At 72.8% G+C, this 26,762-nt stretch carries 31 protein-coding genes; 22 read left to right on the top strand and 9 right to left on the bottom strand.

The features are described from left to right. Window positions 1-305: 305 nt before the first annotated feature. The 4 genes from JW613_RS26240 to JW613_RS26225 all read left to right on the top strand — a co-directional run bounded on the left by JW613_RS26240 (window position 306) and on the right by JW613_RS26225 (window position 4,587). On the top strand, window positions 306-1,145 hold the full coding sequence (locus JW613_RS26240; protein ID WP_209213373.1) for an SDR family oxidoreductase: 840 nt from the start codon (window positions 306-308) through the stop codon (window positions 1,143-1,145). Further along, a complete protein-coding gene (locus tag JW613_RS26235; protein ID WP_209213372.1) occupies window positions 1,142-2,800 on the top strand; it encodes an AMP-binding protein in 1,659 nt (552 codons plus the stop codon). The genes JW613_RS26240 and JW613_RS26235 overlap by 4 nt, the downstream gene beginning before the upstream one ends. Window positions 2,801-2,870: 70 nt before the next feature. Then, window positions 2,871-3,521 carry a TetR/AcrR family transcriptional regulator gene (locus tag JW613_RS26230; RefSeq protein ID WP_245226284.1) on the top strand — a complete coding sequence of 217 codons (651 nt, stop codon included), beginning with the start codon at window positions 2,871-2,873 and terminating at the stop codon, window positions 3,519-3,521. 97 nt (window positions 3,522-3,618) lie between these two features. Then, window positions 3,619-4,587, top strand: coding sequence for an NADPH:quinone oxidoreductase family protein (locus tag JW613_RS26225; protein WP_209213371.1), 969 nt, complete (start codon window positions 3,619-3,621; stop codon window positions 4,585-4,587). Window positions 4,588-4,619: 32 nt separating this feature from the next. Here the strand turns inward: JW613_RS26225 and JW613_RS26220 are convergent, their stop codons facing one another. After that, window positions 4,620-6,314: an FAD-binding dehydrogenase gene (locus JW613_RS26220; RefSeq protein ID WP_209213370.1), complete on the bottom strand. Its 1,695-nt coding sequence runs from the start codon at window positions 6,312-6,314 to the stop codon at window positions 4,620-4,622. Between the two features lie 116 nt (window positions 6,315-6,430). Between JW613_RS26220 and JW613_RS26215 the strand changes: the two genes are divergently transcribed. From JW613_RS26215 to JW613_RS26200, 4 genes are all read left to right on the top strand, one after another. After that, window positions 6,431-6,955, top strand: coding sequence for an NUDIX domain-containing protein (locus JW613_RS26215; RefSeq protein ID WP_209213369.1), 525 nt, complete (start codon window positions 6,431-6,433; stop codon window positions 6,953-6,955). 69 nt (window positions 6,956-7,024) lie between these two features. Then, window positions 7,025-7,423, top strand: coding sequence for a YidH family protein (locus JW613_RS26210; RefSeq protein WP_099879165.1), 399 nt, complete (start codon window positions 7,025-7,027; stop codon window positions 7,421-7,423). Then, on the top strand, window positions 7,420-7,761 hold the full coding sequence (locus tag JW613_RS26205; RefSeq protein ID WP_099879163.1) for a DUF202 domain-containing protein: 342 nt from the start codon (window positions 7,420-7,422) through the stop codon (window positions 7,759-7,761). The genes JW613_RS26210 and JW613_RS26205 overlap by 4 nt, the downstream gene beginning before the upstream one ends. 38 nt (window positions 7,762-7,799) lie before the next feature. Beyond that, a complete protein-coding gene (locus JW613_RS26200) occupies window positions 7,800-8,285 on the top strand; it encodes a gluconokinase (protein WP_209213401.1) in 486 nt (161 codons plus the stop codon). Between the two features lie 27 nt (window positions 8,286-8,312). On the opposite strand, the gene JW613_RS26195 is transcribed toward JW613_RS26200, so the two are convergent. After that, entirely contained in the window at window positions 8,313-8,462 is a 150-nt protein-coding gene (locus tag JW613_RS26195; protein ID WP_180289583.1) for a hypothetical protein, read from the bottom strand. Between the two features lie 246 nt (window positions 8,463-8,708). Between JW613_RS26195 and JW613_RS26190 the strand changes: the two genes are divergently transcribed. Both JW613_RS26190 and JW613_RS26185 read left to right on the top strand, forming a co-directional pair. Then, window positions 8,709-9,731 (top strand): phosphotransferase family protein, encoded by a 1,023-nt coding sequence (locus JW613_RS26190; RefSeq protein WP_209213368.1) that lies wholly within the window; start codon window positions 8,709-8,711, stop codon window positions 9,729-9,731. Window positions 9,732-9,738: 7 nt separating this feature from the next. Beyond that, the gene (locus tag JW613_RS26185) at window positions 9,739-10,953 is read left to right on the top strand and encodes an acyl-CoA dehydrogenase family protein (protein WP_209213367.1); all 1,215 of its coding nucleotides are present in this window, start codon (window positions 9,739-9,741) and stop codon (window positions 10,951-10,953) included. 95 nt (window positions 10,954-11,048) lie between these two features. Here the strand turns inward: JW613_RS26185 and JW613_RS26180 are convergent, their stop codons facing one another. From JW613_RS26180 to JW613_RS26165, 4 genes are all read right to left on the bottom strand, one after another. After that, entirely contained in the window at window positions 11,049-13,418 is a 2,370-nt protein-coding gene (locus tag JW613_RS26180) for a glycoside hydrolase family 65 protein (RefSeq protein ID WP_209213366.1), read from the bottom strand. Next, a complete protein-coding gene (locus tag JW613_RS26175; protein WP_209213365.1) occupies window positions 13,415-14,212 on the bottom strand; it encodes an HAD family hydrolase in 798 nt (265 codons plus the stop codon). Before JW613_RS26175 ends, JW613_RS26180 begins: the two co-directional genes overlap by 4 nt. A 76-nt stretch (window positions 14,213-14,288) precedes the next feature. Further along, window positions 14,289-15,962, bottom strand: coding sequence for a GAF domain-containing sensor histidine kinase (locus tag JW613_RS26170; RefSeq protein ID WP_372448003.1), 1,674 nt, complete (start codon window positions 15,960-15,962; stop codon window positions 14,289-14,291). A gap of 218 nt (window positions 15,963-16,180) precedes the next feature. Then, complete coding sequence (locus tag JW613_RS26165) at window positions 16,181-17,557, bottom strand: MFS transporter (protein ID WP_209213363.1); 1,377 nt, start codon at window positions 17,555-17,557, stop codon at window positions 16,181-16,183. A gap of 97 nt (window positions 17,558-17,654) precedes the next feature. Here JW613_RS26165 and JW613_RS26160 point away from each other — a divergent pair, with 97 nt between their 5' ends. Next, window positions 17,655-18,365 carry a response regulator gene (locus tag JW613_RS26160; RefSeq protein ID WP_099879152.1) on the top strand — a complete coding sequence of 237 codons (711 nt, stop codon included), beginning with the start codon at window positions 17,655-17,657 and terminating at the stop codon, window positions 18,363-18,365. A 30-nt stretch (window positions 18,366-18,395) separates the two neighbouring features. Here the strand turns inward: JW613_RS26160 and JW613_RS26155 are convergent, their stop codons facing one another. Continuing rightward, window positions 18,396-18,773, bottom strand: coding sequence for an RNA-binding S4 domain-containing protein (locus JW613_RS26155; protein WP_185016430.1), 378 nt, complete (start codon window positions 18,771-18,773; stop codon window positions 18,396-18,398). A gap of 104 nt (window positions 18,774-18,877) precedes the next feature. On the opposite strand from JW613_RS26155, the gene JW613_RS26150 reads away from it, so the two are divergent. Continuing rightward, complete coding sequence (locus JW613_RS26150; protein WP_209213362.1) at window positions 18,878-20,713, top strand: PP2C family protein-serine/threonine phosphatase; 1,836 nt, start codon at window positions 18,878-18,880, stop codon at window positions 20,711-20,713. 58 nt (window positions 20,714-20,771) lie between these two features. Here the strand turns inward: JW613_RS26150 and gvpO are convergent, their stop codons facing one another. Beyond that, a complete protein-coding gene (gvpO, locus tag JW613_RS26145; protein ID WP_099879148.1) occupies window positions 20,772-21,065 on the bottom strand; it encodes a gas vesicle protein GvpO in 294 nt (97 codons plus the stop codon). Window positions 21,066-21,187: 122 nt separating this feature from the next. Beyond that, complete coding sequence (locus tag JW613_RS26140; RefSeq protein WP_209213361.1) at window positions 21,188-21,358, bottom strand: hypothetical protein; 171 nt, start codon at window positions 21,356-21,358, stop codon at window positions 21,188-21,190. Window positions 21,359-21,469: 111 nt separating this feature from the next. On the opposite strand from JW613_RS26140, the gene JW613_RS26135 reads away from it, so the two are divergent. The 10 genes from JW613_RS26135 (at window position 21,470) to JW613_RS26090 (ending at window position 26,753) form a co-directional block, all read left to right on the top strand. Continuing rightward, window positions 21,470-21,925, top strand: a complete 456-nt coding sequence (locus JW613_RS26135; protein ID WP_209213360.1) for a hemerythrin domain-containing protein — start codon at window positions 21,470-21,472, stop codon at window positions 21,923-21,925. A gap of 258 nt (window positions 21,926-22,183) precedes the next feature. After that, complete coding sequence (locus JW613_RS26130; RefSeq protein ID WP_099879143.1) at window positions 22,184-22,594, top strand: gas vesicle structural protein GvpA; 411 nt, start codon at window positions 22,184-22,186, stop codon at window positions 22,592-22,594. Next, on the top strand, window positions 22,591-23,364 hold the full coding sequence (locus JW613_RS26125; RefSeq protein ID WP_209213359.1) for a GvpL/GvpF family gas vesicle protein: 774 nt from the start codon (window positions 22,591-22,593) through the stop codon (window positions 23,362-23,364). The genes JW613_RS26130 and JW613_RS26125 overlap by 4 nt, the downstream gene beginning before the upstream one ends. Window positions 23,365-23,390: 26 nt before the next feature. Next, entirely contained in the window at window positions 23,391-23,627 is a 237-nt protein-coding gene (locus tag JW613_RS26120) for a gas vesicle protein GvpG (RefSeq protein ID WP_099879139.1), read from the top strand. After that, entirely contained in the window at window positions 23,624-24,346 is a 723-nt protein-coding gene (locus JW613_RS26115) for a DNA primase (RefSeq protein WP_209213358.1), read from the top strand. The genes JW613_RS26120 and JW613_RS26115 overlap by 4 nt, the downstream gene beginning before the upstream one ends. Next, a complete protein-coding gene (locus tag JW613_RS26110; RefSeq protein WP_209213357.1) occupies window positions 24,339-25,064 on the top strand; it encodes an SRPBCC family protein in 726 nt (241 codons plus the stop codon). Before JW613_RS26115 ends, JW613_RS26110 begins: the two co-directional genes overlap by 8 nt. Continuing rightward, complete coding sequence (locus tag JW613_RS26105) at window positions 25,061-25,402, top strand: gas vesicle protein (RefSeq protein WP_209213356.1); 342 nt, start codon at window positions 25,061-25,063, stop codon at window positions 25,400-25,402. Before JW613_RS26110 ends, JW613_RS26105 begins: the two co-directional genes overlap by 4 nt. Next, window positions 25,392-26,189: a GvpL/GvpF family gas vesicle protein gene (locus JW613_RS26100; RefSeq protein WP_209213355.1), complete on the top strand. Its 798-nt coding sequence runs from the start codon at window positions 25,392-25,394 to the stop codon at window positions 26,187-26,189. The genes JW613_RS26105 and JW613_RS26100 overlap by 11 nt, the downstream gene beginning before the upstream one ends. Beyond that, window positions 26,170-26,421: a gas vesicle protein gene (locus tag JW613_RS26095; protein WP_245226283.1), complete on the top strand. Its 252-nt coding sequence runs from the start codon at window positions 26,170-26,172 to the stop codon at window positions 26,419-26,421. The genes JW613_RS26100 and JW613_RS26095 overlap by 20 nt, the downstream gene beginning before the upstream one ends. Continuing rightward, window positions 26,418-26,753 (top strand): gas vesicle protein K, encoded by a 336-nt coding sequence (locus tag JW613_RS26090; protein ID WP_209213354.1) that lies wholly within the window; start codon window positions 26,418-26,420, stop codon window positions 26,751-26,753. Before JW613_RS26095 ends, JW613_RS26090 begins: the two co-directional genes overlap by 4 nt. Window positions 26,754-26,762: the final 9 nt, after the last annotated feature.

Here is a 26,762-nt window from a genome sequence, read left to right as displayed (position 1 = left end):
CTCAGCGGGCGCAGCCGCTTCCGGGACTGTCCACCTGTCACGCATACGCGACGCCGCGCGCCGCACACAGCAGGAGAACGAGCCTCGCCCCGTCGGCGTTCCCGCACCCGCGCCGGGAGGGGTTCCCAAGGCTCCGGGGCCGCCCCCGGGATCCTCGGGCACCCCTTCCGTAACGACATACCGACTGGTTAGTCTGCTCGGCGGGTGCGGGACCCGGCGCGGCCCTTCCGCCGCTTCGCCGGGCCACCGCCCGCACCCCGACGGGGCCGCAGGAGTACGAGCCCGGAGAGTGGGAGGCGCAGCCGATGGAGTCCTTGCGCGACAGTGCCGTCGTCGTCACCGGAGCCGGTGGTGGCATAGGGGCGGCCCTCGCCCGCAGATTCGCCGCCGAGGGCGCACGGGTCGTCGTCAACGACCTGGATCCGGACCGGGCCCGCGCGGTCGCGGAGGAGATCGGCGGCATCGCCGTCCCCGGTGACGCCGCCACCGCCGTGGCGCCCGCCCGGGAGGCGCTGGGCGGCACCGTCGACACGTTCTGCGCCAACGCGGGACTCGGCACCGAGGGCGGCCCCGAGACACCGGACGCCCGGTGGAACGCGGCCTGGGACCTCAACGTCATGGCACACGTACGCGCCGCACGTGAACTGCTGCCCGACTGGCTGCAGCGCGGCAGGGGCCGCTTCGTGTCCACCGTTTCGGCGGCCGGGTTGCTGACCATGGTCGGCTCGGCGCCCTACAGCGTCACCAAGCACGCGGCACTCGCCTTCGCCGAATGGCTGTCGGTCACCTACCGGCACCGCGGGGTGGACGTCCACGCCATCTGCCCCGAGGGCGTGCGCACCGACATGCTGGAGGCCACCGGCACGGCAGGCGATGTCGTCCTGCGGCCGGGCGCCATCGCGCCCGAAGCCGTCGCGGACGCGCTGTTCGACGCGCTCGCCGACGGGCGTTTCCTCGTGCTGCCGCACGCCACCACCCAGGGCCACTACACCGCACGCGCCACCGGCACCGACAACTGGCTGAGCGCCATGAACCACCTCCAGCAGAAGGTCGAACGCCGCGCGGGCGACGGGCAGGCGGGCGACGGGGCGCAGCACGGCACGCGGCAGGACCCGGCCGACGCGCGAGAGGGGGAGCCGGCATGACCCCGGCGACTGCCACCCGGTACGAGGACAAGCCCTGGCTCACCCAGCTCACCGAGGCCCAACGCGCCCCCGTCACGCCCCCCGAGACGGTGCTGCACGCCTTCCGCGCCGCCGCCCGCGAGGTGCCCGACCGCACCGCGCTCGGCTACTTCGACGGCAGGCTCAGCTACGCCGAGACCGACGCGCTCTCCGACGCCGTCGCGGCGCACCTCGCCGAGCGAGGCCTGCGCAAGGGCGACCGGCTCGCCCTCATGCTGCAGAACACCCCGCACTACGTGCTCGCGCTCCTCGGCGCGTGGAAGGCCGGCGCCACCGTCGTGCCCGTCAACCCGATGTACAAGGAGCGCGAGGTCGCGCACGTGCTCCAGGACGCGGAAGCCGCCGCGCTGGTGTGCGCCGACCGCGCCTGGGACCGGCTGCGCGCCACCGCGGACGACAGCGGCGTGCACACCGTACTGACGGCCTGTGAGCTCGATCTGCAGACCCGCGACGACGCCCGCGTGTTCGACTTCGAGCGGTGTGCGCCCACAGCCGGGGCGCAGGACCTGCTCGCCGTGGCGCGCAGCGGCGCGCCGGCGCCCGCCGGGCGCGAACCGGCCGGTGACGACATCGCCCTCATCAGCTACACCTCCGGTACCAGCGGCGCCCCCAAGGGCGCCATGAACACCCACGCCAACCTCGCCTACAACGCCGAACGGCAGCGTGTCGGCCACGACCTTCCGGAAGGCTCCTGCGTCTTCGCGCTGGCGCCGCTCTTCCACATCACCGGGATGGTCGTGCAGCTGTGCGGCTGCATCGTCAACAAGGGCACTCTCGCGCTGGCCTACCGCTTCGAGGCCGGAGTCGTGCTCGACGCCTTTGTGGAGCACCGGCCCGCCTACACCGTCGGCCCCTCCACCGCGTTCATGGCGCTGGCCGCGCACCCGCACGTCACCCGCGAGCACTTCGCCTCCTTCCAGCACATCTCCTCCGGCGGCGCACCGCTGCCGCCCGCGCTGGTGGAGAAGTTCCGCGCCGCTTTCGGCCCCTACATCGGCAACGGCTACGGGCTCACCGAGTGCTCGGCCCCGTGCGCCTCGGTACCACCCGGGAAACAGGCGCCGGTCGACCCGGAGTCCGGCACCCTCGCGGTGGGCGTGCCCGGTCCCGAGACGGTCGTGCGCATCCTGGACGAGGCGGGGGAACCGGTGCCCTTCAAACAGCACGGCGAGATCGCCGTACGCGGCCCGCAGGTCGTCCCCGGCTACTGGCGGCGGCCCGCGGAGACGGCCGCGGGCATGCCCGGCGGTGAACTGCGCACCGGCGACATCGGGTTCATGGACGAGGACGGCTGGCTGTACGTCGTCGACCGCAAGAAGGACATGATCAACGCCTCCGGGTTCAAGGTCTGGCCCCGCGAGGTGGAGGACGTGCTCTACGCCCACCCCGCCGTCCGCGAGGCGGCCGTGGTCGGGGTCCCGCACGAGTACCGGGGCGAGACCGTCAAGGCGTACGTCAGCCTCCGCGACGGTGCCGAGGCCGCCCCCGAGGAGCTGAGCGCCTACTGCAAGGAGCGGCTGGCCGCCTACAAGTACCCCCGTGAGGTGGAGATCCTGCGCGAGCTGCCCAAGACCACCAGTGGGAAGATCCTGCGGCGGGAACTGCGTTCCCGGTAGACGAGCGAGGACCGGAGCCGGCCCCGGGGGCACCGGTCGGTGAACGATGAGCGAGAGGCAGGTGGCGGCCATGGCGACCAGGGCCGGTGCGGGACGTCAGGCGCGTGGGGGCGAGGCGGGGGCGGCGGGTCCCGAGGGCCGCGACGACAGCCCCGCCCCCGTACCGCGGCGGCTGCTGGCGGCGGCCACCCGACTGTTCGCCGAACAGGGCTACGACCGCACCTCCGTGCAGGAGATCGTGGAGGCGGCAGGCGTCACCAAGGGCGCTCTCTACCACTACTTCGGCTCCAAGGACGATCTGCTGCACGAGATCTACGGCCGTCTGCTGAGGCTGCAGCAAGAACGCCTCGACCTGCTCGCCGAGCGCGAGGCGCCGGTCGAGGAGCGGCTGCGGCAGGCCGCCGCCGACGTCGTCGTCACCACCATCGAGAACCTCGACGACGCCATGATCTTCTTCCGCTCCATGCACCAGCTCTCGCCCGAGAAGCAGAAGCAGGTGCGCGCGGAGCGGCGCCGCTACCACGAGAGGTTCCGCGCCCTGATCGAGGAGGGGCGGCGTGCTGGGGTGTTCAGCGATGCCACGCCCGCCGATCTCGTCGTGGACTACCACTTCGGCTCCGTGCACCACCTCAGCAGCTGGTACCGCCCCGGCGGCCGGCTCAGCCCCCAGCAGGTCGCCGACCATCTGGCCGACCTGCTGCTGCGAGCACTCAGGCCGTGAGGCCGCCCGTTGCCGGGACGGGGCCGCCCTGACAGCGAGAGTCCGGCGGAAAGAACGACAAGCTCGACCACGACGTTCGGCAGAAAGGACACCCCCCGTGCAGGCATGGCGCGTCCACACCAACGGCGAACCGCGTGATGTGATGCGGCTGGAGGAGATACCCGAGCCCGAGCCCGGCCCCGGCCAGCTGCTGGTGCGGGTACGGGCCGGCAACGTCAACTACCCGGACGCGCTGCTGTGCCGGGGTGAGTACCAGGTCCGTCCTCCGCTGCCGTTCACCCCCGGTGTGGAACTGTGCGGGGAGATCGTCGGCGGCCCCCGGGCGGGGGAGCGGGTGCTGGGACAACCCGTCCTGCCCTGCGGCGCGTTCGGCGAGTCGGCCGTCATCAGCGAGGAGAGCGCCCGGTCGGCCCCCGAGGCGCTGGACGACGCGGAGGCCGCCGCGCTGCACATCGGCTACCAGACCGGATGGTTCGGCCTCCACCGGCGCGCCCGCCTGCAGAAGGACGAGACGCTGCTGGTGCACGCCGCGGCGGGCGGCGTCGGAAGCGCCGCCGTCCAGCTGGGCAAGGCCGCCGGGGCGCGGGTGCTGGGCGTCGTCGGCGGGGAGGCGAAGGCCGAGGTCGCCCGCGAGCTGGGCTGCGATGTCGTCATCGACCGGCGGAAGGACGATGTCATCGCCGCCGTGAAGGAGGCCACCGGCGGCAAGGGCGCCGACGTGGTGTACGACCCGGTGGGCGGTGACGCGTACGCCGCGTCCGCCAAGTGCGTCGCCTTCGAGGGGCGCATCGTGGTGGTGGGCTTCGCCAGCGGCGCGGTGCCCACCCCGGGGCTCAACCACGCCCTGGTGAAGAACTACGCGATCCTCGGTCTGCACTGGGGGCTGTACGCGCGGCGGGACCCCTCCGCCGTGGACCGCTGCCACGAGGAGCTGACCCGGCTCGCCGCCGAGGGCACCGTCAAGCCGCTGGTGAGCGACCGGGTGCCCCTCGCGGGGGCCGCGGACGCCGTCCAGCGGGTCTTCGACGGGGTGACCACGGGGCGCGTGGTGGTGACGGTCGCCTGACGGGGGTCCGGCGCGGGTGGTCGGCCGAGGTGTCAGCCGACCGCCCGTGCGGCGGCGCGTCCCGCCGTGCGCCCCGAGAAGAGGCAGCCGCCGAGGAAGGTGCCTTCCAGCGAGCGGTAGCCGTGCACACCGCCGCCCCCGAAGCCGGCTGCCTCGCCCGCCGCGTAGAGGCCGGGGACCGGCTCTCCCCTGCCGGAGCCGGGCCCGGAACCCGGGGAGGACTCCCCGCCGTTCGCCAGCACGCGGGAGGACAGGTCGGTCTCCAGACCGCCCAGCGTCTTACGGGTGAGGATGTTGAGGCGGACGGCGACCAGCGGGCCGGCGGACGGGTCGAGCAGGCGGTGCGGGGGCGCCACCCGGATGAGCCGGTCGCCCAGATAGCGCCGGGCGCCGTGGATCGCGGTGATCTGCAGGTCCTTGGTGAAGGGGTTGCGGATCTCTCGGTCCCTGGCGGCGATCTCCCGTCGCAGCGCGTCGGCCTCGATCAGCTTGTTCCCGGTCAGTTCGTTCATACGGCGGGCCAGTGCGGCGGGGTCGCGTTCGATCACGAAGTCGACGCCGTTGTCCATGAAGGCCTGCACCGGGCCCGGTGCGCCCGCGCGTGCCCGGCCGAGGACATCGCGGACGGAGCGCCCGGTCAGATCGGGGTTCTGCTCGGATCCGGAGAGGGTGAACTCCTTCTCGATGATCTTCTGGCTCAGTACGAACCAGGTGTAGCCGTGACCGGTGCGCATGATGTGGTCGAGGGTGCCCAGGGTGTCGAAGCCGGGGAAGAGCGGGACCGGCAGCCGCTGCCCGGTTGCGTCGAGCCACAGGGAGGAGGGGCCGGGCAGGATGCGGATGCCGTGCCGGTCCCAGATGGGGTTCCAGTTCTCGATGCCCTCGGTGTAGTGCCACATCCGGTCGCGGTTGACGATGCTGCCGCCCGCCCGCTCCGTGATGCCCAGCATCAGCCCGTCCACATGCGCCGGCACCCCGGACAGCAGCTTCTCGGGCGGAGTGCCCAGCCGCTCGGGCCAGTTGGCGCGCACCAGGTCGTGGTTGCCGCCGATGCCGCCGGAGGTGACGATCACCGCCTGGGCGCGCAGTTCGAAGCTGTCGGCCACCTCCCGGCTGCTGGCCGTACCGCGCTGCGCGTCGCTGGGCACCAGCACCTCACCGGTCACGGTGTCCAGTGATCCGGCGGTACGCGACAGCCCGGTGACACGGTGTCGGAAGCGCAGTTCGACCAGGCCCCGCGCCACCCCGGCGCGCACCCGGCGCTCGAACGGTTCGACGAGCCCAGGGCCGGTGCCCCAGGTGATGTGGAAGCGGGGCACCGAGTTGCCGTGGCCGCCCGCGTCGTAGCCGCCGCGCTCGGCCCAGCCGACGACCGGGAAGAGCTTCAGTCCCATGGAGCGCAGCCAGGCCCGCTTCTCGCCGGCGGCGAAGTCCACGTACGCCTCGGCCCAGCGGCGCGGCCAGTGGTCCTCCGGCCGGTCGAATCCGGCCGTGCCGAGCCAGTCCTGCCAGGCCAGCTCGCGGCTGTCCTTGATGCGCAGCCGGCGCTGCTCGGGGGAGTCGACGAAGAAGAGGCCGCCGAAGGACCAGTGGGCCTGGCCGCCGAGGGACTGTTCGGGCTCCTGGTCGAGGAGGATGACGCGGCGCCCGGCGTCGGCGAGTTCGGCCGTCGCGGCGAGGCCCGCGAGCCCGGCTCCGACCACGATCACATCGGCGTCGTACGCCATGCTCCCACCCTTTCGTACACCTGCACCGAGGTCTGGTGACCGGAGAGTAACCTTCGGGCCCGCCGACGGACACCCCCTGGAGCGGTCCGGCCCGGCCGTGCTGCTTGGATGGGCGTATGACGCAGCAGGGACGCTCGGCCGACGAGCTGCTGGACATCGTGGACGACCAGGACCGGGTCGTGGGGCAGCGGCTGCGCGGCGAGGTCTACGCGGAGCGACTGCGGCACCGCAGCACCTCCATCCGGGTACGGGACGCGGCGGGCCGGATCTTCGTGCACCGCCGTACCCCCACCAAGCTGATCTTCCCCGGGATGTACGACGTGGTGGTGGGCGGTGTCGTGGGTGCGGGCGAGGACTACGACACCGCGGCGCTGCGGGAGGCCGAGGAGGAGCTGGGGGTCAGCGGGCTGCCGCAGCCCGAGCGGCGGCTGAAGTTCCTCTTCGAGACGCCCGAGTTCTCCTGGTTCCTCCGGGTGTACGAGGTGGTGTGCACGCTGCCCGTCAAGCCGCAGCCCGAAGAGGTCGAGTGGTGGGACTTCCTGCCCGAGGACGAGTTGGAGCGGCGGCTGGCCGGCTGGGCGGCGGCGGGTCACGTCGTTCCGGACGGACTGGAGTGCCACCGCCGTCTCACGGCGCTGTAAGGGGCCGGTGCGGCCGGTGCCGGCGTCCCCCGGGGGGAAGAGCAGCAGGTCACCACGTACGGTTGACTCATGCTTGACCGGATCCGGGTGACTGTTCGGCTGTGGTTCGCCCCCCAGCGGCTCAGGGAGGAGGGCACCACGCCCGACTACCGCTTCTCGCTCGCCAACGAGCGCACCTTCCTCGCCTGGATCCGCACCGCGCTGGCCCTGGTCGCGGGCGGGATCGCGGTCGACCAGTTCCTCACCGACCTGCGCTGGGGCGTGCGGACGGGTATAGCCATCGTGCTGCTGGCCGGCGCGGTGCTGTGCGCCTTCCGCGCCGTCAACCACTGGGTGCGCTGCGAACGCGCCATGCGGCGCGGTGAGGATCTGCCCGCCTCGCGCTTCCCGGTGGTGCTGGCGAGCGGCACGGCGTTCGCGGCGCTGCTGGTGATCGCCGTCGTGGTGCTCGGCCTGGCGGGCCGGTGACCGGCGGGCCGACGCCGGGCGCGCCGAGCGCGGCCGAGCCGCCCCGCGATCCGGGCGCACAGCCGGAGCGGACCTGGTTGGCCTGGCGCCGTACGACGCTGACCTGCGCCGTCTCCGTGGCGCTGACGGCGCGGGTGGCGCTGGAGGACCCGTCGAGCATCGCCGTCGTGGCCGCCTGCCTCGGTGCGCTGGCCTGGGTGGCTCTGCTGCTGACCGCCCATCGGCGGATCGGCGGGCTGGCCCGGTCCCGGCCCGGGACGATGGGGGCGGCCGAAACCATGGGAACGCTGGTCTGCGTACTGGTTCTCGTCGGTGTGGGAGGGATGATGCTGCTGTGAACAGCCAGGAGGGTGTGCGGGGGCCGCTCGTCGTCGTGATGGGGGTGTCCGGGTCCGGCAAGAGCACCGTCGGCGAGTGGCTGGCCCAGGTGCTCGACCTGCCGTTCGCCGACGCGGACGACTTCCACCCCCAGCGGAACATCGAGAAGATGTCGGCCGGGACACCGCTGGACGACGCGGACCGGGCGCCGTGGCTGGAGGCGATGGCCGACTGGCTGGGCAGCCGGACCGGCAGCGGGGCCGTGCTGGTCTGCTCGGCGCTCAAGCGCCGCTACCGCGACCGGCTCCGGCAGGCGTCCGAGCAGCTGTTCTTCGTCCATCTGGACGGCTCCTACGAGCTGATCGCCGAACGGCTGGCCGGGCGCAGCGGCCACTTCATGCCGCCGAGCCTGCTGCGTTCGCAGTTCGAGGCGCTGGAGCCGCTGGGCCGGGGCGAGCGAGGGGTCACCGTCTCGGTCGCGGGCTCGCCGGACGAGACCCGCGCCGCGGTGCGCAGCGCGCTGACGCGCGCGGGGGTGTGCTGAGAGGGGGCAGGAGCCGCACCGGCCGGGTCAGGCGAGCGCGACGGCGGTCAGGATCAGTACGCCGACCGCGAGGACGACGATCAGGGCGAGGCCGGAGGGGTTGCGGTGGTTGAGGACGTAGCCGTTCCTGGAACGCTCGTCGCGTACGAACAGCGGCTCGTTGTCACCCATGGGCATGCCCCCGAGGCTAGGGCGCGACCCGTGTGCCTGTCATGGGACTTCGGGCGGAAAGCGGTGCATCGCACACCGAGCCGGATGCCAACGGGTCAATACCGGACCGAGGGGGCGGCGGGCGAAACAGGCGGCGAAAGGGAAGCGCGGCCGTGGGCGCGGCGAAAACCGGGGGCGGCGGAAACTGGGGGTGGACTCCATACCGACTAGTCGGCATGATCGGTTGCGACCGATGCCGAAGGAGCGCCCACGATGAGCGAACAGAACCCGCCCGGTCTCGATCTCGCCCGGCTTGCCGCGCATCTGGAGCGGGAGTGTCCGGGGCTGATACGAGGGCCGCTGAGCGGTGAAGTCGTCCAGGGCGGCCGCTCGAACCTGACGTACCGGGTCACGGACGGGACCGGCCGATGGGTGGTGCGGCGCCCCCCGCTGGGGCACGTACTGGCCACCGCGCACGACATGTCCCGCGAGCACCGCGTCATCAGCGCCCTGCGCAGCACCGCAGTACCGGTGCCGAAGACCCTGCTGCTGTGCGAGGACCCGGAGGTGATCGGGGCGCCGTTCTATGTGATGGAGCACGTCGACGGCACCCCGTACCGCACCGCCGACCAGCTGGCACCGCTCGGCGCCGAGCGCACCCGAGAGGTCGTACTGGCGCTGCCCGAGACGCTGGTGGCGCTGCACGACGTCGACCCGGAGGCGGTGGGGCTGGCCGGTTTCGGGCGCCCCGAGGGCTTCCTGGAGCGCCAGTTGCGGCGCTGGAACAAGCAGCTGGAGGCCTCCCGCAGCCGCGAGCTGCCCGGCATCGACGAGCTGCGCACGGCGCTCGGCGGGACGCTGCCCGACTCGCCGCGGCCCACCGTCGTGCACGGCGACTTCCGCCTCGACAACGTGCTGGTGGACGCCGACGACAAGGTGGCCGCGGTGCTCGACTGGGAGATGTCCACCCTCGGCGATCCGCTGACCGACCTGGGGCTGCTGGCGATGTACAGCGAGCGCCAGGACGTGCCCGACTCGCCGGTCAGCACCACCAGCGGGGCGCCCGGCCACCCCGAGGCGGCCGAACTGATCGAGCGCTATGCCGCGCTGTCGGGCCGCGACGTGTCCCGGATCAACTGGTACACGGCGTTCGCCTACTTCAAGCTCGCCGTGATCCTGGAGGGCATCCACTACCGCTTCACGCTCGGCCAGACCGTCGGCGCGGGCTTCGACCGGATCGGCGAGCTCGTACCGGTCTTCATCGACAACGGACTCACCATTTTGCGGAAGGGCTGAGCAGCAGATGGACTTCGCATACGACGCGCGCACCGAGGAACTGCGCGAGCGGCTGCTCGCGTTCATGGACGAGCATGTCTACCCGGCCGAGCAGATCGCCGAGGAGCAGCGCGCGGCCCAGGACTCGCCCTGGGCCACGGTGCCGGTGCAGGAGGAACTCAAGGCCACGGCGCGGAAGCTGGGGCTGTGGAATCTGTTCTTGCCCGACGAGGAGTACGGCGCCGGGCTCAGCAACCTCCAGTACGCGCCGCTGGCCGAGATCACCGGGCGCAGCCCGCAGCTCGCGCCGACCGCGCTCAACTGCGCGGCCCCCGACACCGGGAACATGGAGCTGCTGGCCCAGTTCGGCTCGCCCGAACAGCGCGAGCGGTGGCTGCGGCCCCTGCTGGCGGGCGAGATCCGCTCGGCCTTCGCGATGACCGAGCCGGAGGTGGCCTCCTCGGACGCCACCAACATCGGTACCCGCATCCGGCGGGACGGCGACTGCTACGTCATCACCGGCCGCAAGTGGTACATCTCCGGCGCCATGCATCCGGACTGCTCGGTCTTCATCGTGATGGGCAAGACCGACCCGGACGGCGAGGACGTGCGCCGTCAGCAGTCCATGGTGCTGGTCCCGCGCGACACCCCCGGCGTCGAGGTGCGCCGCGCGATGTCCGTCTACGGCTACGAGGACCACTACCACGGCGGCCACGCCGAGGTCCTCTTCCACGAGGTGCGCGTACCGGTCGCCAACCTGGTCGGTGAGGAGGGCGGCGGATTCGCCATCGCCCAGGCCCGGCTCGGGCCGGGCCGTATCCACCACTGCATGCGGCTGATCGGGATGGCCGAGCGGGCCATCGAGCTGATGTGCCGCCGGGCGCTGGACCGTACGGCCTTCGGAAAGCCGCTGGCCCGGCAGGGCGTGGTGCACGAGTGGATCGCCGACGCACGGGTCCAGGTCGAGCAGTTGCGGCTGCTGGTGCTCAAGACGGCGTGGCTGATGGACACCGTCGGCAACCGGGGCGCGCACACCGAGATCCAGGCCATCAAGATCGCGACCCCGCGCGCGGTGGTGCGGATCATCGACGACGCCGTGCAGCTGCACGGCGCCGGAGGGGTCTCGCAGGACTTCCCCCTCGCCCACCTGTGGGCGTCGGCGCGGACGCTGCGGCTGGCCGACGGACCCGACGAGGTGCACCAGCGCTCCCTGGCCCGCCGCGAGTTGAAGCGGTACGCCTGAGGGAGGGACGCGCCCCGGCAGGGGCGCGGGGAACTGCGCGAGCGGCCGGAAACGACCCGCAGTCGGCAGACGGCGGACAGGGGCAGGACGGGGCCCTACTCCGGGGCCCCCGCACTCCCGTGGCGCCGGGCCGGGCGGCGGCCCGGCGGCGGGGACGGCTCGGGCCGGGGCGGCGGGCGGCGTACCGGGCGGCTCTGCGGCGCCCCGGCCGTGAGCGTGAACGGCGCCCCGCAGTGGCACAGTTCCAGCGGCTCGCCCTCCAACAGCGTGTAGGTGGCCGTCGTCCTGCCGATCTCCACCCGCAGCCGCCGCCCCAGGGTCTGCACCGTGAAGGCCAGCCGGCTCAGCTGTTCGGGCAGCAGGGGCGAGAAGTCCAGCTCGCCGTGGCGCAGTCGCATCCCGCCGAACCCGGCGACCAGCGCGATCCAGGCGCCCGCCAGCGAGGCGATGTGCAGCCCGTCCCGGGTGTTGCTCTCCAGGTCCGCCAGGTCCATCAGCGCGGCCTCGCCCACATAGTCGTAGGCGAGCCGCAGATGGCCCACCTCGGCGGCCATCACGGCCTGGCAGCAGGCGGACAGGGAGGAGTCGCGGACGGTCATCTGCTCGTAGTAGTCGAAGGCGCGCGCCTTCTGCTCGGCGTCGAAGGCGTCGCCGCGCTTGTACAGGGCCAGCACCAGGTCCGCCTGCTTGATGACCTGCTTGCGGTACAGGTCGAAGTAGGGGAAGTGCAGCATCAGCGGGTACTGGTCGGGCCCGGTCGCGGCGAAGTCCCACATCTGATGCCCCGTGAAGCCGGCCGACTGCTCGTGGACCCCCAGCGTCTCGTTGAACGGTACGGCCACCGCGTCCGCCGCGTCGCGCCAGCCGGCCGCCTCCTCGTCGTCCACCCCCAGCGCGGTCGCCTCCCGGGGGTACCGCTCCACGGCCTCGGCGGCGGCCCGCAGGTTCTGCTGGGCCATCAGGTTGGTGTAGAGGTTGTCGTCCGCGACGGCGCTGTACTCGTCCGGCCCGGTGACCCCGTCGAAGTGGAAGGTGCCGTGGTGGTCGTGGTGGCCCAGCGAGTGCCACAGCCGGGCGGTCTCGACCAGGATCTCCACCGCCGTCTCCCGTTCGAACTCCACGTCGCCGGTGGCCGCGACATACCGGGTCACGGCGTCCGCGATGTCCGCGTTGACGTGGAAGGCGGCGGTACCGGCCGGCCAGTAGGCGGAACACTCCGAGCCGTTGATCGTCCGCCAGGGGAAGGTCGCCCCCCGCAGCCCGAGCTGGCGCGCCCTGGCGCGGGCGGCGGGCAGCGTCTCCTGCCGCCAGCGCAGCGCCTCGGCGACCGAGTCGGGTGAGGTGTAGGTCAGCACCGGCAGCACGAACTGCTCGCTGTCCCAGAAGGAGTGCCCGTCGTAACCGGAACCGGTCAGGCCCTTGGAGGGGATGGCGCGCTTCTCGGCCCGCGCGCCCGCCTGCAGGACGTGGAAGAGCGCGAAGCGCACCGCCTGCTGGATCTCCGCGTCGCCGTCCACCTCCACATCGGCGCGTGACCAGAAGTGGTCCAGAAACTCCCGCTGCTGCTCCACCAGCCCTTGCCAGCCCTTGCTGCGGGCACCGGCCAGGGCGGCGTCGACCTGGTCGCGTACGGCGGGCAGCGAGCGGACGCCGGACCAGCCGTAGGAGACCAGCTTCTCCACCCGCAGCGGTTCGCCGGGCCGCAGCTCGGCGGTGACGGTCAGCCGGGCGACGTTCTCCCCGCTCTCGCAGGCGGTGCTGGTCGAGGCCGGACCGTGCACGGTGTGGTCGGCCGCGGCGCCGACCCGCAGCCCGCTGCGATCGGTGCAGTGCACCAGGCGCAGCCGCATGTCCTGGGCGAAGTTCTCCTCCGGCAGCAGCACGTCCTGGAGCGCGGCGGCGACCCGCGGGTCCTCGCCGCTCTTCTGCGGCAGTTGTTCGTTGGCGACCAGCTCCGACTGCACGACGATCCGGACGTCGGAGTCGAGCGGCTCCACCTCGTAGGCGACGGCGGCGATGGCGCGCTGGCTGAAGGAGACCAGCCGGGTGGAGGTCACCCGTACGGTGCAGCCGGCCGGGGAACTCCACTCGCAGACCCGGCGCAGCAGCCCGGTGCGCAGATCCAGCACCCGTTCGTGGGAGCGCAGCTTGCCGTAGCGGACGTCGAACGGCTCGTCGTCCACCAGCAACCGCATGATCTTGCCGTTGGTGACGTTGATGACGGTCTGGCCGGATTCGGGGTAGCCGTAGCCCGCCTCCGCGTACGGCAGGGGGTGCAGCTCGTGCACCCCGTTGAGGTAGGTGCCGGGCAGCCCGTGCGGCTCCCCTTCGTCGAGGTTGCCGCGCCAGCCGATGTGCCCGTTGGAGAGGGCGAAGACGGATTCGCTCTGCGGCAGCACATCGAGGTTGAGCGCGCTCTCCCGCAGCGACCAGGGCTGGACGGCGTAGGACGAGTTGCTGATCACGGGCGTTCCTTCCCCGGTCGGCGCCGGCGGGTGGGGTCCTGGTCCTGCTGCGGCCGGTGCGGGTCCTGCAGCTCCCGCAGGTCCCGCACGACGGTGTCGGCGCCGTGTGCACGCAGGGCGTCGGCCTGTCCGGTGCGGTCGACCCCCACGACGTAGCGGAAGTCGCCGGCGCGGCCGGCCTCCATCCCGGCCAGTGCGTCCTCGAAGACGGCCGACTCGTCCGCGGTCACGCCCAGATCCCCGGCGGCGGCGAGAAAGGTGTCGGGGTGCGGCTTGCCGGGCAGCCGGCGCTCCTTGGCCACGACGCCGTCGATCCGGACGTCGAAGAGGTCCTCGATGCCGACCGAGACGAGGATGTCGCGGCAGTTGGCGCTGGAGGAGACCACGGCCGTCCGCAGCCCCGCGGCCCGTACCGCGCGCAGATACCGCAGCGAGCCGTCGTACGCCTCGACGCCGTCCTTGCGGATCTTCTCCAGCAGCAGCTCGTTCTTGCGGTTGCCCAGCCCGTTGACCGTCTCCCGGCCGGGCGGGTCCTCGGCGGTGCCCTCCGGCAGCTGGATACCGCGTGCGGCGAGGAAGGTGCGCACTCCGTCGGCGCGCGGGCGCCCGTCCACATACGCGTCGTACTCCGCCACCGGGTCGAAGGGGCGGAAGCCGGGGCCGTCCCGCTCGCGCAGATAGGCGTCGAACATCTCCTTCCAGGCGGCGGCGTGCACGACGGCCGTCTTGGTGAGCACACCGTCGAGATCGAACAGACATGCGCGGATGCTGTCCGGCAGACCGAGGTTCGTCATGCGTGCCGGGTCCCCTCGCCGTCCGGTCGGCATGCCTGCCGGGGTGCTTTGCCGCCCGGCTGGACGCCTGCCGGGCTCAGCCGCCCTCGCGGCGGAGCGGAACCGCCCAGGCGATACGGGTGCCCGGGCCCGCCCCTGACGCCGGGTCGGTGCCGGGCCCCTGGGTCACGGTCAGCGTTCCACCGAGCTGCTCGGCCCGGGAGCGCATATTGGCGAGCCCTCCGGTGTGTGTGCTCCCGGCGCGGTCCGCGCCGCGGCCGTCGCGGTCCCCGACGCCCACGCCGTCGTCGGTGACGGTCAGGGCGATGGCCGCGCCGACCTGCAGATCCACATCCACCCGGTGCGCCCGCGCGTGCCGCACGATGTTGCTCAGCGCCTCCGCCAGCACCGCGCTCACCTGCTCGGCCGCCTCCGGCGGCACATCCGTGTCGACGGGCCCCTCCATCCGCAGGGAAGGCAGGAAGCCGAGCCGGTCGGCCGCGTCGCTGACGGCCTTGGCCACCGTCCGGCGCAGGCTGGTGCCCGGCTCGACACCCTCACCGGAGGTGCGCAGCGCGAAGATGGTGGAACGGATGATCTTGATGGTCTCGTCGAGGTCGTCCACCGCGCGGTTCACCCGCTCCGCGGCCTCGGGCCGGTCGATGAGCCGTCCCGCGCTCTGCAGCGTCATCCCGGTGGCGAACAGCCGCTGGATGGCCAGATCGTGCAGGTCGCGGGCGATGCGGTCGCGCTCGTGCAGCAGGGTGAGCTGCTCCGACTCGGCGCGGTGCTGCGCCATCTCCAGCGCCAGGGCGGCCTGCGCGGCGAAGTCCTTGAGCAGCTCCACCTCCGTCTCGTCGAACGGCGGACGCCCCTTGAGCCGGCTCAGCCGCAGCGCGCCGGGTGCGTCCTGCTGCGCCAGCAGCGGTACGGCGACGACGGGACCGTGCTCGACCTCCCCGTCCGGAAAGGCGTGCGTACGCGGATCGTTGCCGATGTCCGCCGTCACCGCCGACTCCCCGGTGCGGGCCGCCAGCCCGGACAGGGTGTCGTCGTAGGGCACGACCACGCCCGTCTGCTCCTCGGCGAGGTCGCCGACCGCCACCACGACCCGCAGGGCGTCCGCGACGCCCTCGGTGTCCGGCAGCAGCACGCACGAGGTGTCCGACTGCGCCACCTCCAGCGCCCGCTGCGCGATCAGCCGCAGCACCTCGTCGGAGGTCGCGCCGCTCAGCAGCAGCCGGCTGATCTCGCCCAGCGCCTCCAGCCACTGCTCGCGGCGCCGGCTCTCCGCGTACAGCCTGGCGTTGTCGACGGCGATCCCGGCGGCGACGGCGAGGGTGGTGACGACCGCCTCGTCGTCGGCGTCGAAGTCGGCGCCACCGCGCTTCTGCGCCAGATAAAGGTTGCCGAAGACCTCGTCCCGCACCCGCACGGGTACGCCCAGGAAGGTGCGCATCGGCGGATGGTGCGCGGGGAAGCCGTGGCTGGCCGGGTGCGCGCTCAGATCCGTGAGCCGTAACGGCCGCGGGTCGCGGATCAGTTCGCCGAGCACCCCGTGTCCCGAGGGCAGCGGGCCGATGCGTGCGGCCTGTTCCGGCGAGACGCCCACCGGCAGGAAGGTCGACAGCCGCTGCCCTTCCCCGATGACACCCAGCGCGCCGTACTCCGCGTTGGTCAGCGCCAGCGCCGCCTCCACGATGCGGCGCAGCACCTGGGACAGCTCCAGTTCGCGCCCGACGCTGAGCACTGCTTCCAGAAGGCTGTGCATCCGGTCCTGGGTGAGCCGTGCGGCGTCCAGCCGTGTCTGGAGCTCGTCCAGCAGCTCGTCCAGCCGGAAGTGGGGCAGCTCCTCGCGGTGCTCCACCCGGTCGTTGCCCCGCCCCCGCTCCCGGTCCGGACGGTGCTGCCCCGCTCTGGCAGCCTCCGACATGCGCACCTCCGTACGCCGCACGACAGCCGGGCCCCCGCGCGACCCGGAACGGCAGTCTACGGCCGAACGGACGCCAGGTCGCCGGTCGATTCCGGCTCGACCTCGCCACTCGTACCGCCCGGTGCGGTGTCCGTACGCCCCTCGCCCGGCGGGGCGTTCCCGCCGGGCGGAGTGTGCCCGCCCGGGTGCCGGGTCGCCTTCGCCCGGTCCATCTCACGCCACTCCGGGCGCAGCCCGGTCAGGTTCGTGGTGAGGAAGTACGCGGCACCGCCGGCCAGCAGCACCGGCACCAGCCCGAACGCGGCGACCGCCGCACCGGCGAGGAGCCCGCCGAGAGGGATGCCGGACCAGGCCAGCGAGTCCCCCAGCGCGTTGACCCTGCCCCGCAACTCGCCGGGCACGCGCTCGAAGTTGAGGGCGCCCAGTATCGGGTTGAGGAAGCCGGCTCCGAAACCGCCGAGCGCGAAGACCCCCAGCACCGCCCACAGCGGTACGTCCACGGCCAGGATCAAGAACCGGGGCGCGCCCGCCAGCAGGAACCCGGCGAAGAAGACGGGACGGCGGCGCATCCGGTGCCCGATCGCGGCGGCCACCAGGCTCCCGGCGACCGCCGCGATCCCCAGCGCGCTGTTCGCCAGCCCGATCGCTCCCGGGCCGTTGCCGGACTCCCGTGCCCAGACGGGCAGCAGCAGGGTGGCGAAGGCGGCATCCAGCAGATTGGTGACGGCGACCATGGCGATCACCGTCAGCAGCAGCGGGTCACCGCGCAGGAAGCGGAAGCCCGCGCCGAGCCGGCGCCAGTAGCCCTCGGACGCCGGACGGGCGCTGCCGTCCGGGTCGTCCCGGGTGCTGCCGCGGCGGCGCGGCAGCAGGACCACGATCACGGCCGAACCCGAGGCGAAGCAGCACGCGATGGCGAACAGCGCGGTCTGCGCGCCGAGCAGCGCCACCACCGCGCCACCGGCCGCCGGGCCGACGGTCGAGGCGAGCCGCTCGGTCACCCCCGCCAGCCCGGCGGCCCGCTCCAGCGGCACCCGGGCGCGCGCCGCGGCTTCCGGGACCATGATCTCTTTCGACAGGTCGCCGGGTCCCCGGGCCGCCCCGATCACCGCGACGAGCAGGAGCAGCAGCCAGAACGAGAGCACGTCCACGAGGTGCAGCAGGCCCACGGCGGTCACCGCGAGGGCACTGAGCACATCGGTGACCCATGAGACGGTACGCGGACCGACCCGGTCGACCAGCGGGCCGGTGAACGCCTTGACCAGTACGTACGGCGCCATCTCGCACAGCGCCACCAGCCCGGTCCTGGCAGTGCTGCCGGTGGTGACCAGGACGAACCAGGGGAGCGCGATGGCCGAGATGCGGGTGCCGGTCAACGACACGGCCATCGCCGCGAGCACACCCGCCAGCGGCCGTCGGCTCCGCTCGGTCATACCGGAACCCTAGACGGCGCGGGTTCGGGCGGGACGAACGGCCCCTACTCATCCGGCCGCCCATGCCCCAGGCTTGAGGGCGTCCCGAGGAGGTCCAGTGCCGGGTTCCGACAGCCCGGGCGGCACGGCCGCCCACCCCGCCGCGCCTGTGCGCGTCTTCCTGCTCGACGATCACGAGGTGGTACGCAGAGGGCTGCGCGACCTGCTGGAAGCGGAATCCGATCTGGAGGTCGTCGGGGAGGCGGGCGACGCGGAGGAGGCGCTCACCCGCGTGCCCGCGGTACGCCCGCATGTCGCGGTGCTGGATGTACGGCTGGGCGGTGCCGAGCAGCACAGCGACCACGCGGGCATCGAGGTCTGCCGCGAACTGCGGGCCATGATGCCCGAACTGGTGTGTTTGATCCTCACGTCCTTCGACGACGACGAGGCGCTGATGGACGCGGTCATGGCGGGCGCGGCGGGCTATGTGCTCAAGCAGATCAAGGGCGCCGATCTGGTCAGCGCCATCCGCACGGTGGCGGCCGGCACCTCGCTGCTCGACCCCGGGGCGAGCGCACGCGTCATGGCGCGCGTCCGGGCCCGGGAGCACCGTACGGCCCCGCCGGAGCTGGCCCGGCTCACCCCGCGCGAGCGGGAGGTGCTCGCGCTGATCGGGGAGGGGCTGACCAACCGGCAGATCGGTGAGCGGCTGTTCCTGGCGGAGAAGACCGTGAAGAACCGGATCTCCACCATCCTCGCCAAGCTCGGCGTGGGCCGCCGCGTCCAGGCCGCCGTCATCGCCGAGCGGCTGCGCGAGAGCGGCGGCTGAGCGGGCCGGGCGCCGCCGGGCGGGGGTCGTTCAGCGCTCTCCGCGGAGGCGCTCCAGCTCGCGGCGGTCCCGTTTGGTGGGGCGTCCGGCCCCCCGCTCACGGCGGGCGACGACGGGGACCTCCACCGGGGACGGCGGCGGCGGGCTGTTGTCCTGGTAACACTCGACGGCGACCGGAGCGCCCACCCGCTTCTTGATCAGCCGCTTGACGATCACGATGCGTTCGCGCCCCGCCTGCCGCACCCGTACCTCGTCCCCCACCCGGAGGGCGTGCGCCGCCTTCACCCGCTCGCCGTTGACCTTGACGTGTCCACCGCGGGCCGCGGTCGCCGCCTGGGAGCGGGTCTTCGCCAGCCGTACGGACCAGATCCAGCTGTCGACCCGTACCGACCCCTCGTCTGCCGTCATGCTTCCGAGCCTAGGGGAGCGCGGCCCGGCCGGGGACCCGCTCGGTGCCACGAGCGGTCCCGTCACCCGGCAAAGAAGCCCCACAGGGCGGACAATACCGACATATGGATGCCTCGCCTGTGGACCCCGCGGACGGCGCCGCCACACGCGCGTCCCAGAGCGCGCTGCAAGAGCTCAACCGGGTGGCGCTGCGCACCATCGCGTGCGCCCGGCACCGTGCGCGCGTCCGGATCGCCGAGGCGGGCCCCGCCCACCCCGGCTGCTCCCCGCGCTCCGGGCACCGGCCGGACCCGGCCGACCGGCCGACGTCCGGGCCGTTCGCCTACGACGGCGCCGAAGCCCCGCCGCCCAGCGACGTGGCGGTACTGCCCGGCCTGCCGTCCTGGCTGCCCGCCGTGCTGGGTGTGCTGCGGGGCAGCTCGACGGTGCTGCGCCCGCAGTACGCCGTGGACGGCACCGTCCAGGACTTCATCGTCGTCGGGGCCAACCACTTCGAGCTGAGCGGTGTGGAGCGCGGCTCCTACGATTTCCTCGGCAAGCCGCTGTCCGAGACCCGGCCGGGGATCCGCACCAGCGGGATGTACGACGTCTACCGCGCCGCGCTGGACAGTGGCACGCCCGTCTCCAGCGACACCATCGACTACGTCGACGTCATCGACGGCGTCCTCCAGCGCGCCCGGCTGCGCGGCACCGTCACGCTGCTGCCGGACGAGGGGCTGCTGCTGACGAACTGGGAACCGGTCGGCGAGGCTAGGCTCACCCGCCGCATCCAGGAGGGCGGCCGGCTCGGCTGGGCGGAGTGGGACCTGGTCAGCGGCAGGATGCGCTGGTCGCAGGGGCTGCGCGAACTGCTGGGCCTCACGGCACCGCCACCCGAGCATGTGACCCCGGAGGGGTACTCCGAGCTGGAGCGCACGGCCCGGTCGGTGACCTCGGCCAGGGACGTGGCCGCCGACCTGTTCACCGTGGGGCGGAAGATCGAACCGGCCGAGGTGCCGGCGTTCGTCGCCGATCTGCGCACCCTGCTGGCCGGCGGCGATGTGCCCGAACACGAGCTGACCGTCCATGTCGAGGGCCGCCGGCGGCGGATCCGCTGGTTCGGCGAGGCACAGCCGGAGGGCGCCGAGGTGCCGGAGTCGCTGCTGTTCGCCGCGCGGGACATCACCGGGCAGGAGGAGCAGCTGGGGCGGGCGCTGTCCGAGGCCGAGCGGCTGCGGCAGGAGGCGGCGGCCGAGCGCCGCGTCTCCGAGACCTTCCGCAGGGCGCTCACCCCGCCGCTGGGCGTGCTCACCCCCTCGTGGCTGTCCGTGAGCGCGGCCTATGTCCCTTCCGACTCGGGCGTCGGCGGCGACTGGTACAAGTGCCGCGAGCTGCCCGACGGACGGGTGCTGCTGGCGGTCGGCGACGCCTCGGGGCACGGGGTGGACGCGGCCAGCCGGGCGGTGCAGCAGCGCTCCGCGCTGGCCGGGCTCGCCTACACCGACGAGAACGCGGCCGAGCTGACGACGGCGCTGGGCGAGGTCGTCTACTACGGCGGCCTGGAGACCACCGCGACCTGCGTGGTGGGGCACCTGCACACCGACACCCGGGTCTTCCACTGGGCCAGCGCGGGGCACCCGGCGCCGGTCCTGGTGCGGGACGGCGTGGCGCGACTGGTGGAGGCCGAGCACGGACTGATGCTGGGCGTCACCCCGGAGGCGGCCTATCCGATCAACCGCACCCAGCTGCAGGCCGGTGATCTGCTCCTGTGCTACACGGACGGGGTCATCGAACGCCGTGGCATGGACCTCGACGAGGGGGTCGCCGCTCTGCTGGCAGCCGTGCGGGAGTGCGCGGGGCGCAGCGACACGGCCCAGGCGGCCACCGAGTGCCTGGTCTCCACGCTGCTGGGCCACGAGGCGGAGGACGATGCCACGCTCCTCACGCTGTACGTGACCTGACCTGACTGTGCCCTGACCTGACTGTGCCTCTTCGGCGATGGAGCTTCTTCGACGGTGCTCAGCGGGGGTCCGCCCTGCCGCGTTCATAGCGGCGGAGCCTGCGGTAGCCGGTCAGCTCGCCGTCCGCGTCCAGCGTCATCTCGTACGAGCCGAGCATGCTGACGCTGTCCGGGATCCTGCGCAGCTCGACGACTTCGACGTGCAGCGTCCAGCTTCCGTCGTCACCTCTGACGACCGAGGAGACCGTCTCGGCCTCCAGGCCGGTCAGCTCCTCGATGGCCTCGCGTGCCGAGCGCAGGACCTGTGCGGTGCCGGGACCCTTGGCCTCCACGTCCGACTGCTTGTCACTCATGCGCGGTCCTCCTCCCTCCCCGTCCGTGCCGGGGGAGCGTCGGTGGACCGGGCGGGTGCCCGCTGCGCGGCGGAGTGAACCGGACGGAGCCGGGTACGGGTGGGGGGCCGGCGCCCGGCCGGTCAGTCCTCGCCGCGGAAGATGTGCGACTCCGGGTCCCGGTCGCCGGCCGGCGCATGCGGCCCGTAGCCCATCGGACCGTCCGGGCGGAGCACCGTCCGCGGGGCGTTGGCCGCCGGGCGGCCGGAATCCCTGGCGCTCTCGTCACGGGTGCTGGTCTTGTTCTGCTGCACGTGGGATCACCTCCGTAGTCACCTACGGAGGCGAGTCCCCACACTCCCAGGGGCGAAACGGTGACTGGGGCGTAGCGGTCACCATGTCCGAAACCGGACCAAGGAGGGGCGATGGCACACCGCCCGGACGTACTCGAACTGCTCGCGGACGATCACGCCGAGGCCGAGCGTCTCGTCGCGGCCTACGAGGCGACCCGCGACCCGGAGCGCCGCGCCGCCCTCGCCGAGCAGCTGCTGGCCGGGCTGGAACGGCACGCCCTCGCGGAAGGCCACACGCTGCACCCCGTCGTCCGCCGGCTGCTGCCCGACGGTGAGCAGATCGTCGACGCTGCCCGGCAGCGCTGGGAGGCGACGGCGGTGACCGTCCGGGAGCTCAGGGCCGCCGAGCCGGGCTCACCCGCCGCCGAGCGCCGGATGAGCGCGCTGCTCGACCAGGTGCGCGAGCACGCCGCGAGCCAGGAGGGCGAGGTCTTCGCACCGCTGCGGGAGCGGCTCCGCGGCCGGGAGCTGCGCGAGCTGGGCGCCGCGGCCTCCCGCTGGCTGCTGGACGGTGCCGGGGGCGAGTAGCCCGCCGATCGTTCTTTTCCTTTTGCCGCCTTTTTCGGCTTCCTTTTTGTCGCATATGCCCGACAAGTTGCTTTTCCGGACCGGCGGGAAGCGGAGCGCGGGGTTTGACCCTCGGTCCGAGGGCTACCCGTCCGGCGCCGCGGCACGACCGCGGGAACGAGGCGCCCCCGTTCTGCGAACTCTCCGTGTGAGCACGGGAGTTGACCGTGAAATCCAAGCCTGAGAACGGCGCCAGAGAAGCGAAGGAGGCTCTGCCTCATGACTGTCGCTCCAGCACAACAGCAAGGCGGCGGAACCGGCAATCTCTACGACGTACTGGAACTCGTCCTCGATCGCGGACTGGTGATCGACGCGTTCGTGCGGGTGTCCCTCGTCGGTATCGAGATCCTCAAGATCGACGTCCGGGTCGTGGTCGCCAGTGTGGACACGTATCTGAAGTTCGCCGAGGCCTGCAACCGCCTCGACCTGGAATCGGGCCGCAACAAGAGCCCCGGCCTGCCCGACGTGGTGGGGCAGGTCACCGAGTCCGGGGCCCAGGGAAAGACCAAGGGCGCGCTCAGCGGCGCGGCGCAGACCGTCTCGGATGCGTTCCAGCAGGCGCGTGACGAGTCCCAGGAGGGCGGCACGCGGCGACGCACCACCACCCGCAAGAAGGAGGAGCGGGAGTGAGCACCTACGTCTACGGCATCACCCGGTCCCCGGCCCCGCACCTGCGCGAAGGACTGACCGGCGTGGGCGACCCGCCCCGCCCGGTGCGGATCCTCCAGCGGGACGGCCTGGTGGCACTGGTCAGCGACGCACCCGAGGACCTGCGGCCCAAGCGCCGGGAGCTCCTCGCCCACCAGCAGGTCCTCGCGGAGGTGAACGCCGAGCGGGTGGTACTGCCCATGCGCTTCGGCAGCCTCTCGGAGGACGACGGCACGGTCGGCGAGGTGCTCGTGGAGCGGGCCGAACACTTCCTCGAACGCCTCGACACGCTCGAAGGCAAGGTCGAGTACAACATCAAGGCCAGCCACGACCAGGAGGCCGTGCTGCACGTCGTGATGGCGCAGCAGCCCGAACTGCGCGCGGAGAGCGAGGCCAACCGCGCGGCGGGCGGCGGCAGCTACGAGCAGAAGCTGGCGCTCGGTGAGAAGGTCGCCCGCGCCGTGCAGGCCCGGGAGCCCGTCGACGCGGCGCTGCTGCGCCACGCGGTGGAGCCGCTGGCCGCCGAGGTGAGCGAGGGCCCGCAGAGCGCGGGCTGGCTGACGAACCTCTCCGTCCTCGTCGACCGGGAAGCGGCCGACGAACTGCTCTCCGCCGTCGAGGAGCTGGGGAATTCCGCACCGCAGCTGGACCTGAAGGTGAACGGTCCGCTGCCGCCCTACAGCTTCGTCGAGAAGACCGACGCGTCGGCAGACGCGACGGCCGGCGTCCGGGCCGCACCGGCGGCCGGCTGACGGGCCGGTGGAGCCGGGAGGCCGACATGGGGCTGATCAGCGAACTGCTGCTGCTGCCCGCTGCCCCGGTGCGCGGCACCGCCTGGGTGCTGCGGCAGGTGCAGGCCGAGGCGGAGCGCCAGTACCGCGACCCCGCCACCGTCCAGCGCGAGCTCGCGGAGGCGGAGCGGCAGTTGCTCGCCGGCGAGATCGACGAAGACGAGTTCGACCGCCGCGAGGACGAGCTCCTCGCGCGGTTGGAGGACAGGAACCCATGGACATGAACGACAGACTGGCGATGGCGGTCGCCGTCGCGGGAGGCTACGTCCTGGGCCGGACGAGGAAGGCCAAGCTCGCCCTCGGCGTCGGCACGCTCGCGCTGGGCAAGCGGTTCGGCCAGGGCCCGCGGGCCCTGGCCCGCTCCGCGACCGCGCGGTTCGCCGAGAACCCCCAGCTCAAGGAGATGGGTGAGCAGCTGCGCAGCGATCTGCGCGGTACCGGTGAGGCGGCGACGGGCGCCCTGGTCAACCGCCAGGTCAACGCGCTGGCCGACCGGCTGCACGAGCGCGCGCTCGACATCCGCGACCAGCTCGCCGAAGCGGCCGGCCCCGCGAAGGGCCCGGCTGCCGACTCGGCGGACGATGCCACTGCGGACGATGCCATCAAGGAACGCACCACCGAGGACGCCGACGCCGCGGACGCGGCCACCGAGGACGCCGCCAGCACCGATTCCGCCGAGGGCACCGCCCGAAGCGCGGTGGGCAAGACGGCGCGCCGGGCACCGGCGAAGAAGCCCGCGGCCTCCTCCACGTCGTCCTCCCGCTCCTCGGCTTCCCCGGCCTCGAAGCGGAGCCGGCCGAAGTCCACCGCGAAGCCGGCCTCCGGCTCGAAGTCCAAGTCCGCCGCCAGGTCGACGTCCGGTTCCAAGTCGTCGGCCACCGCGAAGCCGCGGTCCCGCACGGCGAAGGCCGGCGGCTCGAAGGAGGGCCGCAGCAGTGGCTGACATCGGTACCAAGAACGGCGGCAAGCTGCTCGGCGCGGTCGACCCGGAGGCGGTGGACCGGCTCAAGGCGGCGGCGGGCGAGTTGGCCGCGGCCGAGGCGGAGAAGCTGCTCACGGGAGTGGGCCGCACCCTGGGGCGGACCACCGGCCGGCTCAACGCCGTGGCCGAGGGAAGCAGCCCCGGGTTCCAGCGGCTGGCGCTGGACAGCGGCCGGAAGCTCGTGGCGGGCAAGGGCCCGGTGCGCACCGCCGTCGAGGTGGGTGCCGGACGTCTCAAGGCGGTCAAACGCAAGAAGGGTGGCGGCCGCGGGCCCACCGTCGTCCTGGAGTACGTCGATGTGCCGGTCCCGGTCCACGATGCCTACGAGCAGTGGCCCCGGTTCCTCGATGCCATCGGAGGTGAGGAGTCCACGACCACGCGGCGCCGCGAGCGGCGCCTGGCCTGGACCTCGGAGTCGGCCACGGGCCGCGCCGAGGGCGTGGCGACCTTCCACGCGGTGACCGAGGACCTCACCCGGGTCGTACTGCTGATCGAGCACCACCCCAAGGGGCTCGCCGGGAAGTCCGGGGCCCTGTGGCGCGCCCAGGACCGCAGGGTCCGGTCCGCCCTCAAGCACTACGCCCGCCACCTCGTGCTGCTCGGCGCGGCGGACGAGTCCGGGGAAGCGGCGCAGGAGCCCGGGGAAGCGGAGTACGCCGAGGCGGGTGAGGGCTCATGACGACGCCCAGCAGGCTGCCCGAGCGCTACGACAGCGGCAGCAGCGCCAACCTCGCCGACATCCTCGAACGGGTTCTCGACAAGGGCGTGGTGATCGCGGGTGACATCCGCATCAACCTGCTCGACATCGAGCTGCTCACCATCAAGCTCCGGTTGATCGTCGCCTCCGTCGACAAGGCCAAGGAGATGGGCATCGACTGGTGGGAGACCGATCCCGCGCTCAGCTCCAACGCCCGCCGGACCGAACTGTCCGAGGAGAACGAGCGGCTGCGCCGACGCGTCGCCGAACTGGAACAGCGGAATCCGGAACGCCTGGAGGGAGAGCGCCATGAACGGTGAACTGCGGTACGTCTACGCGGTGACCGCACCCCTCGAGGCCCCGTTGCCCGACGACGTACGGGGCGTGAGCGGCTCCGTCCCGTACGTCGTCGACCACGCGGGACTGCAGGCGGTGGTCAGCAAGGTCCCCGAGGAGGAATTCGGGCAGGAGGCGCTGCACGCCCGGCTGGAGGACCTCGGTTGGCTGGAGCGGACGGCCCGCGCCCACCAGGCGGTGGTCGACGCGCTCACCGCGCTCACCTGCCCGCTTCCGCTGCGCCTGGCGACCGTCTACCGGGACGACGACGGGGTCCGGCGCGCACTGGCGGAGGGCAGCCAGGAGTTCCTGGCCACCCTCGACAGGCTGGCGGGCCGCGTCGAGTGGGGCGTGAAGGTCTACGCGCAGCGGGCGCCCGAACCGGCCCCGGCAGCGGCACCGGCCCCGACCAGCGGGCGGGAGTTCCTGCGCCGGCGCAGGCAGGAGGTCACCTCGCGGGAGAACGCGCTGCAGGAGGCCGAGGAGCTGGGCCGTGCGCTGCACGCGGCGCTCACGGCGCAGGCCGAGGACGTACGGGTGTATCCCGCGCAGAATCCGCAGCTGTCCCAGGTGTCCGGGCAGAACCTGCTCAACGCGGCCTATCTGGTGCCCCGCGAGCGGGCGGAGGAGTTCGTGGGCCGTGTGGAGCAGTTGGGCGCACACGACCCGGCCGTCCGGGTCGAGCTGACCGGCCCGTGGGCGCCGTACTCGTTCGCCGCGTCGGACGCGCCCGATGAGCGGGAGGGTGTCCATGACAGCGCCGTCTGCTGAGCCGCCCGCGCCGCGCGGGCCGGTGGCTGTCGACTCCGAGCAGCCGCTGGCCCGGCGGCAGGTCGCCCTGGTCGATCTGCTGGACCGGCTGCTGGGCACCGGAGCGGTCCTCACCGGGTCGCTCACCTTGGGGATCGCCGACGTGGACCTGGTGCGGATCGACCTGCGGGCCCTGATCAGCTCCGTCAACGCACGCGTCCCCTCGCCCTGGGAGGGAGGGCAGCCACTGTGACCCGAGCATCCGAGACGGGGACACCCGGGACAGGGGCGCGCGGGACACCGGCCTCCGCGACCCGGCGGCTCGACTTCGACCCCGACACCGTGGAGCGCGATCTGGCCGCACTGGTGCTCACCATCGTCGAGCTGCTGCGGCAACTGGTGGAGCGACAGGCCCTGCGCCGGGTGGAGGTGGGGGACCTTGACGAGGACCAGGAGGAGCGGATCGGAATGACGCTCATGCTGCTGGAGGACCGGATGGAGCTGTTGCGGGAACGGTTCGGGCTGACGCCCGAGGAGCTGAACCTGGATCTCGGCCCGCTGGGTCCCCTGCTGCCTACCGACTGATGACACCCG

The organism is Streptomyces smyrnaeus (assembly GCF_017676345.1).
Lineage (GTDB): Bacteria > Actinomycetota > Actinomycetes > Streptomycetales > Streptomycetaceae > Streptomyces > Streptomyces smyrnaeus.
The sequence above is the reverse complement of the archived record's forward strand: the minus strand, read 5'-3'. Positions and strand labels throughout refer to the sequence as shown.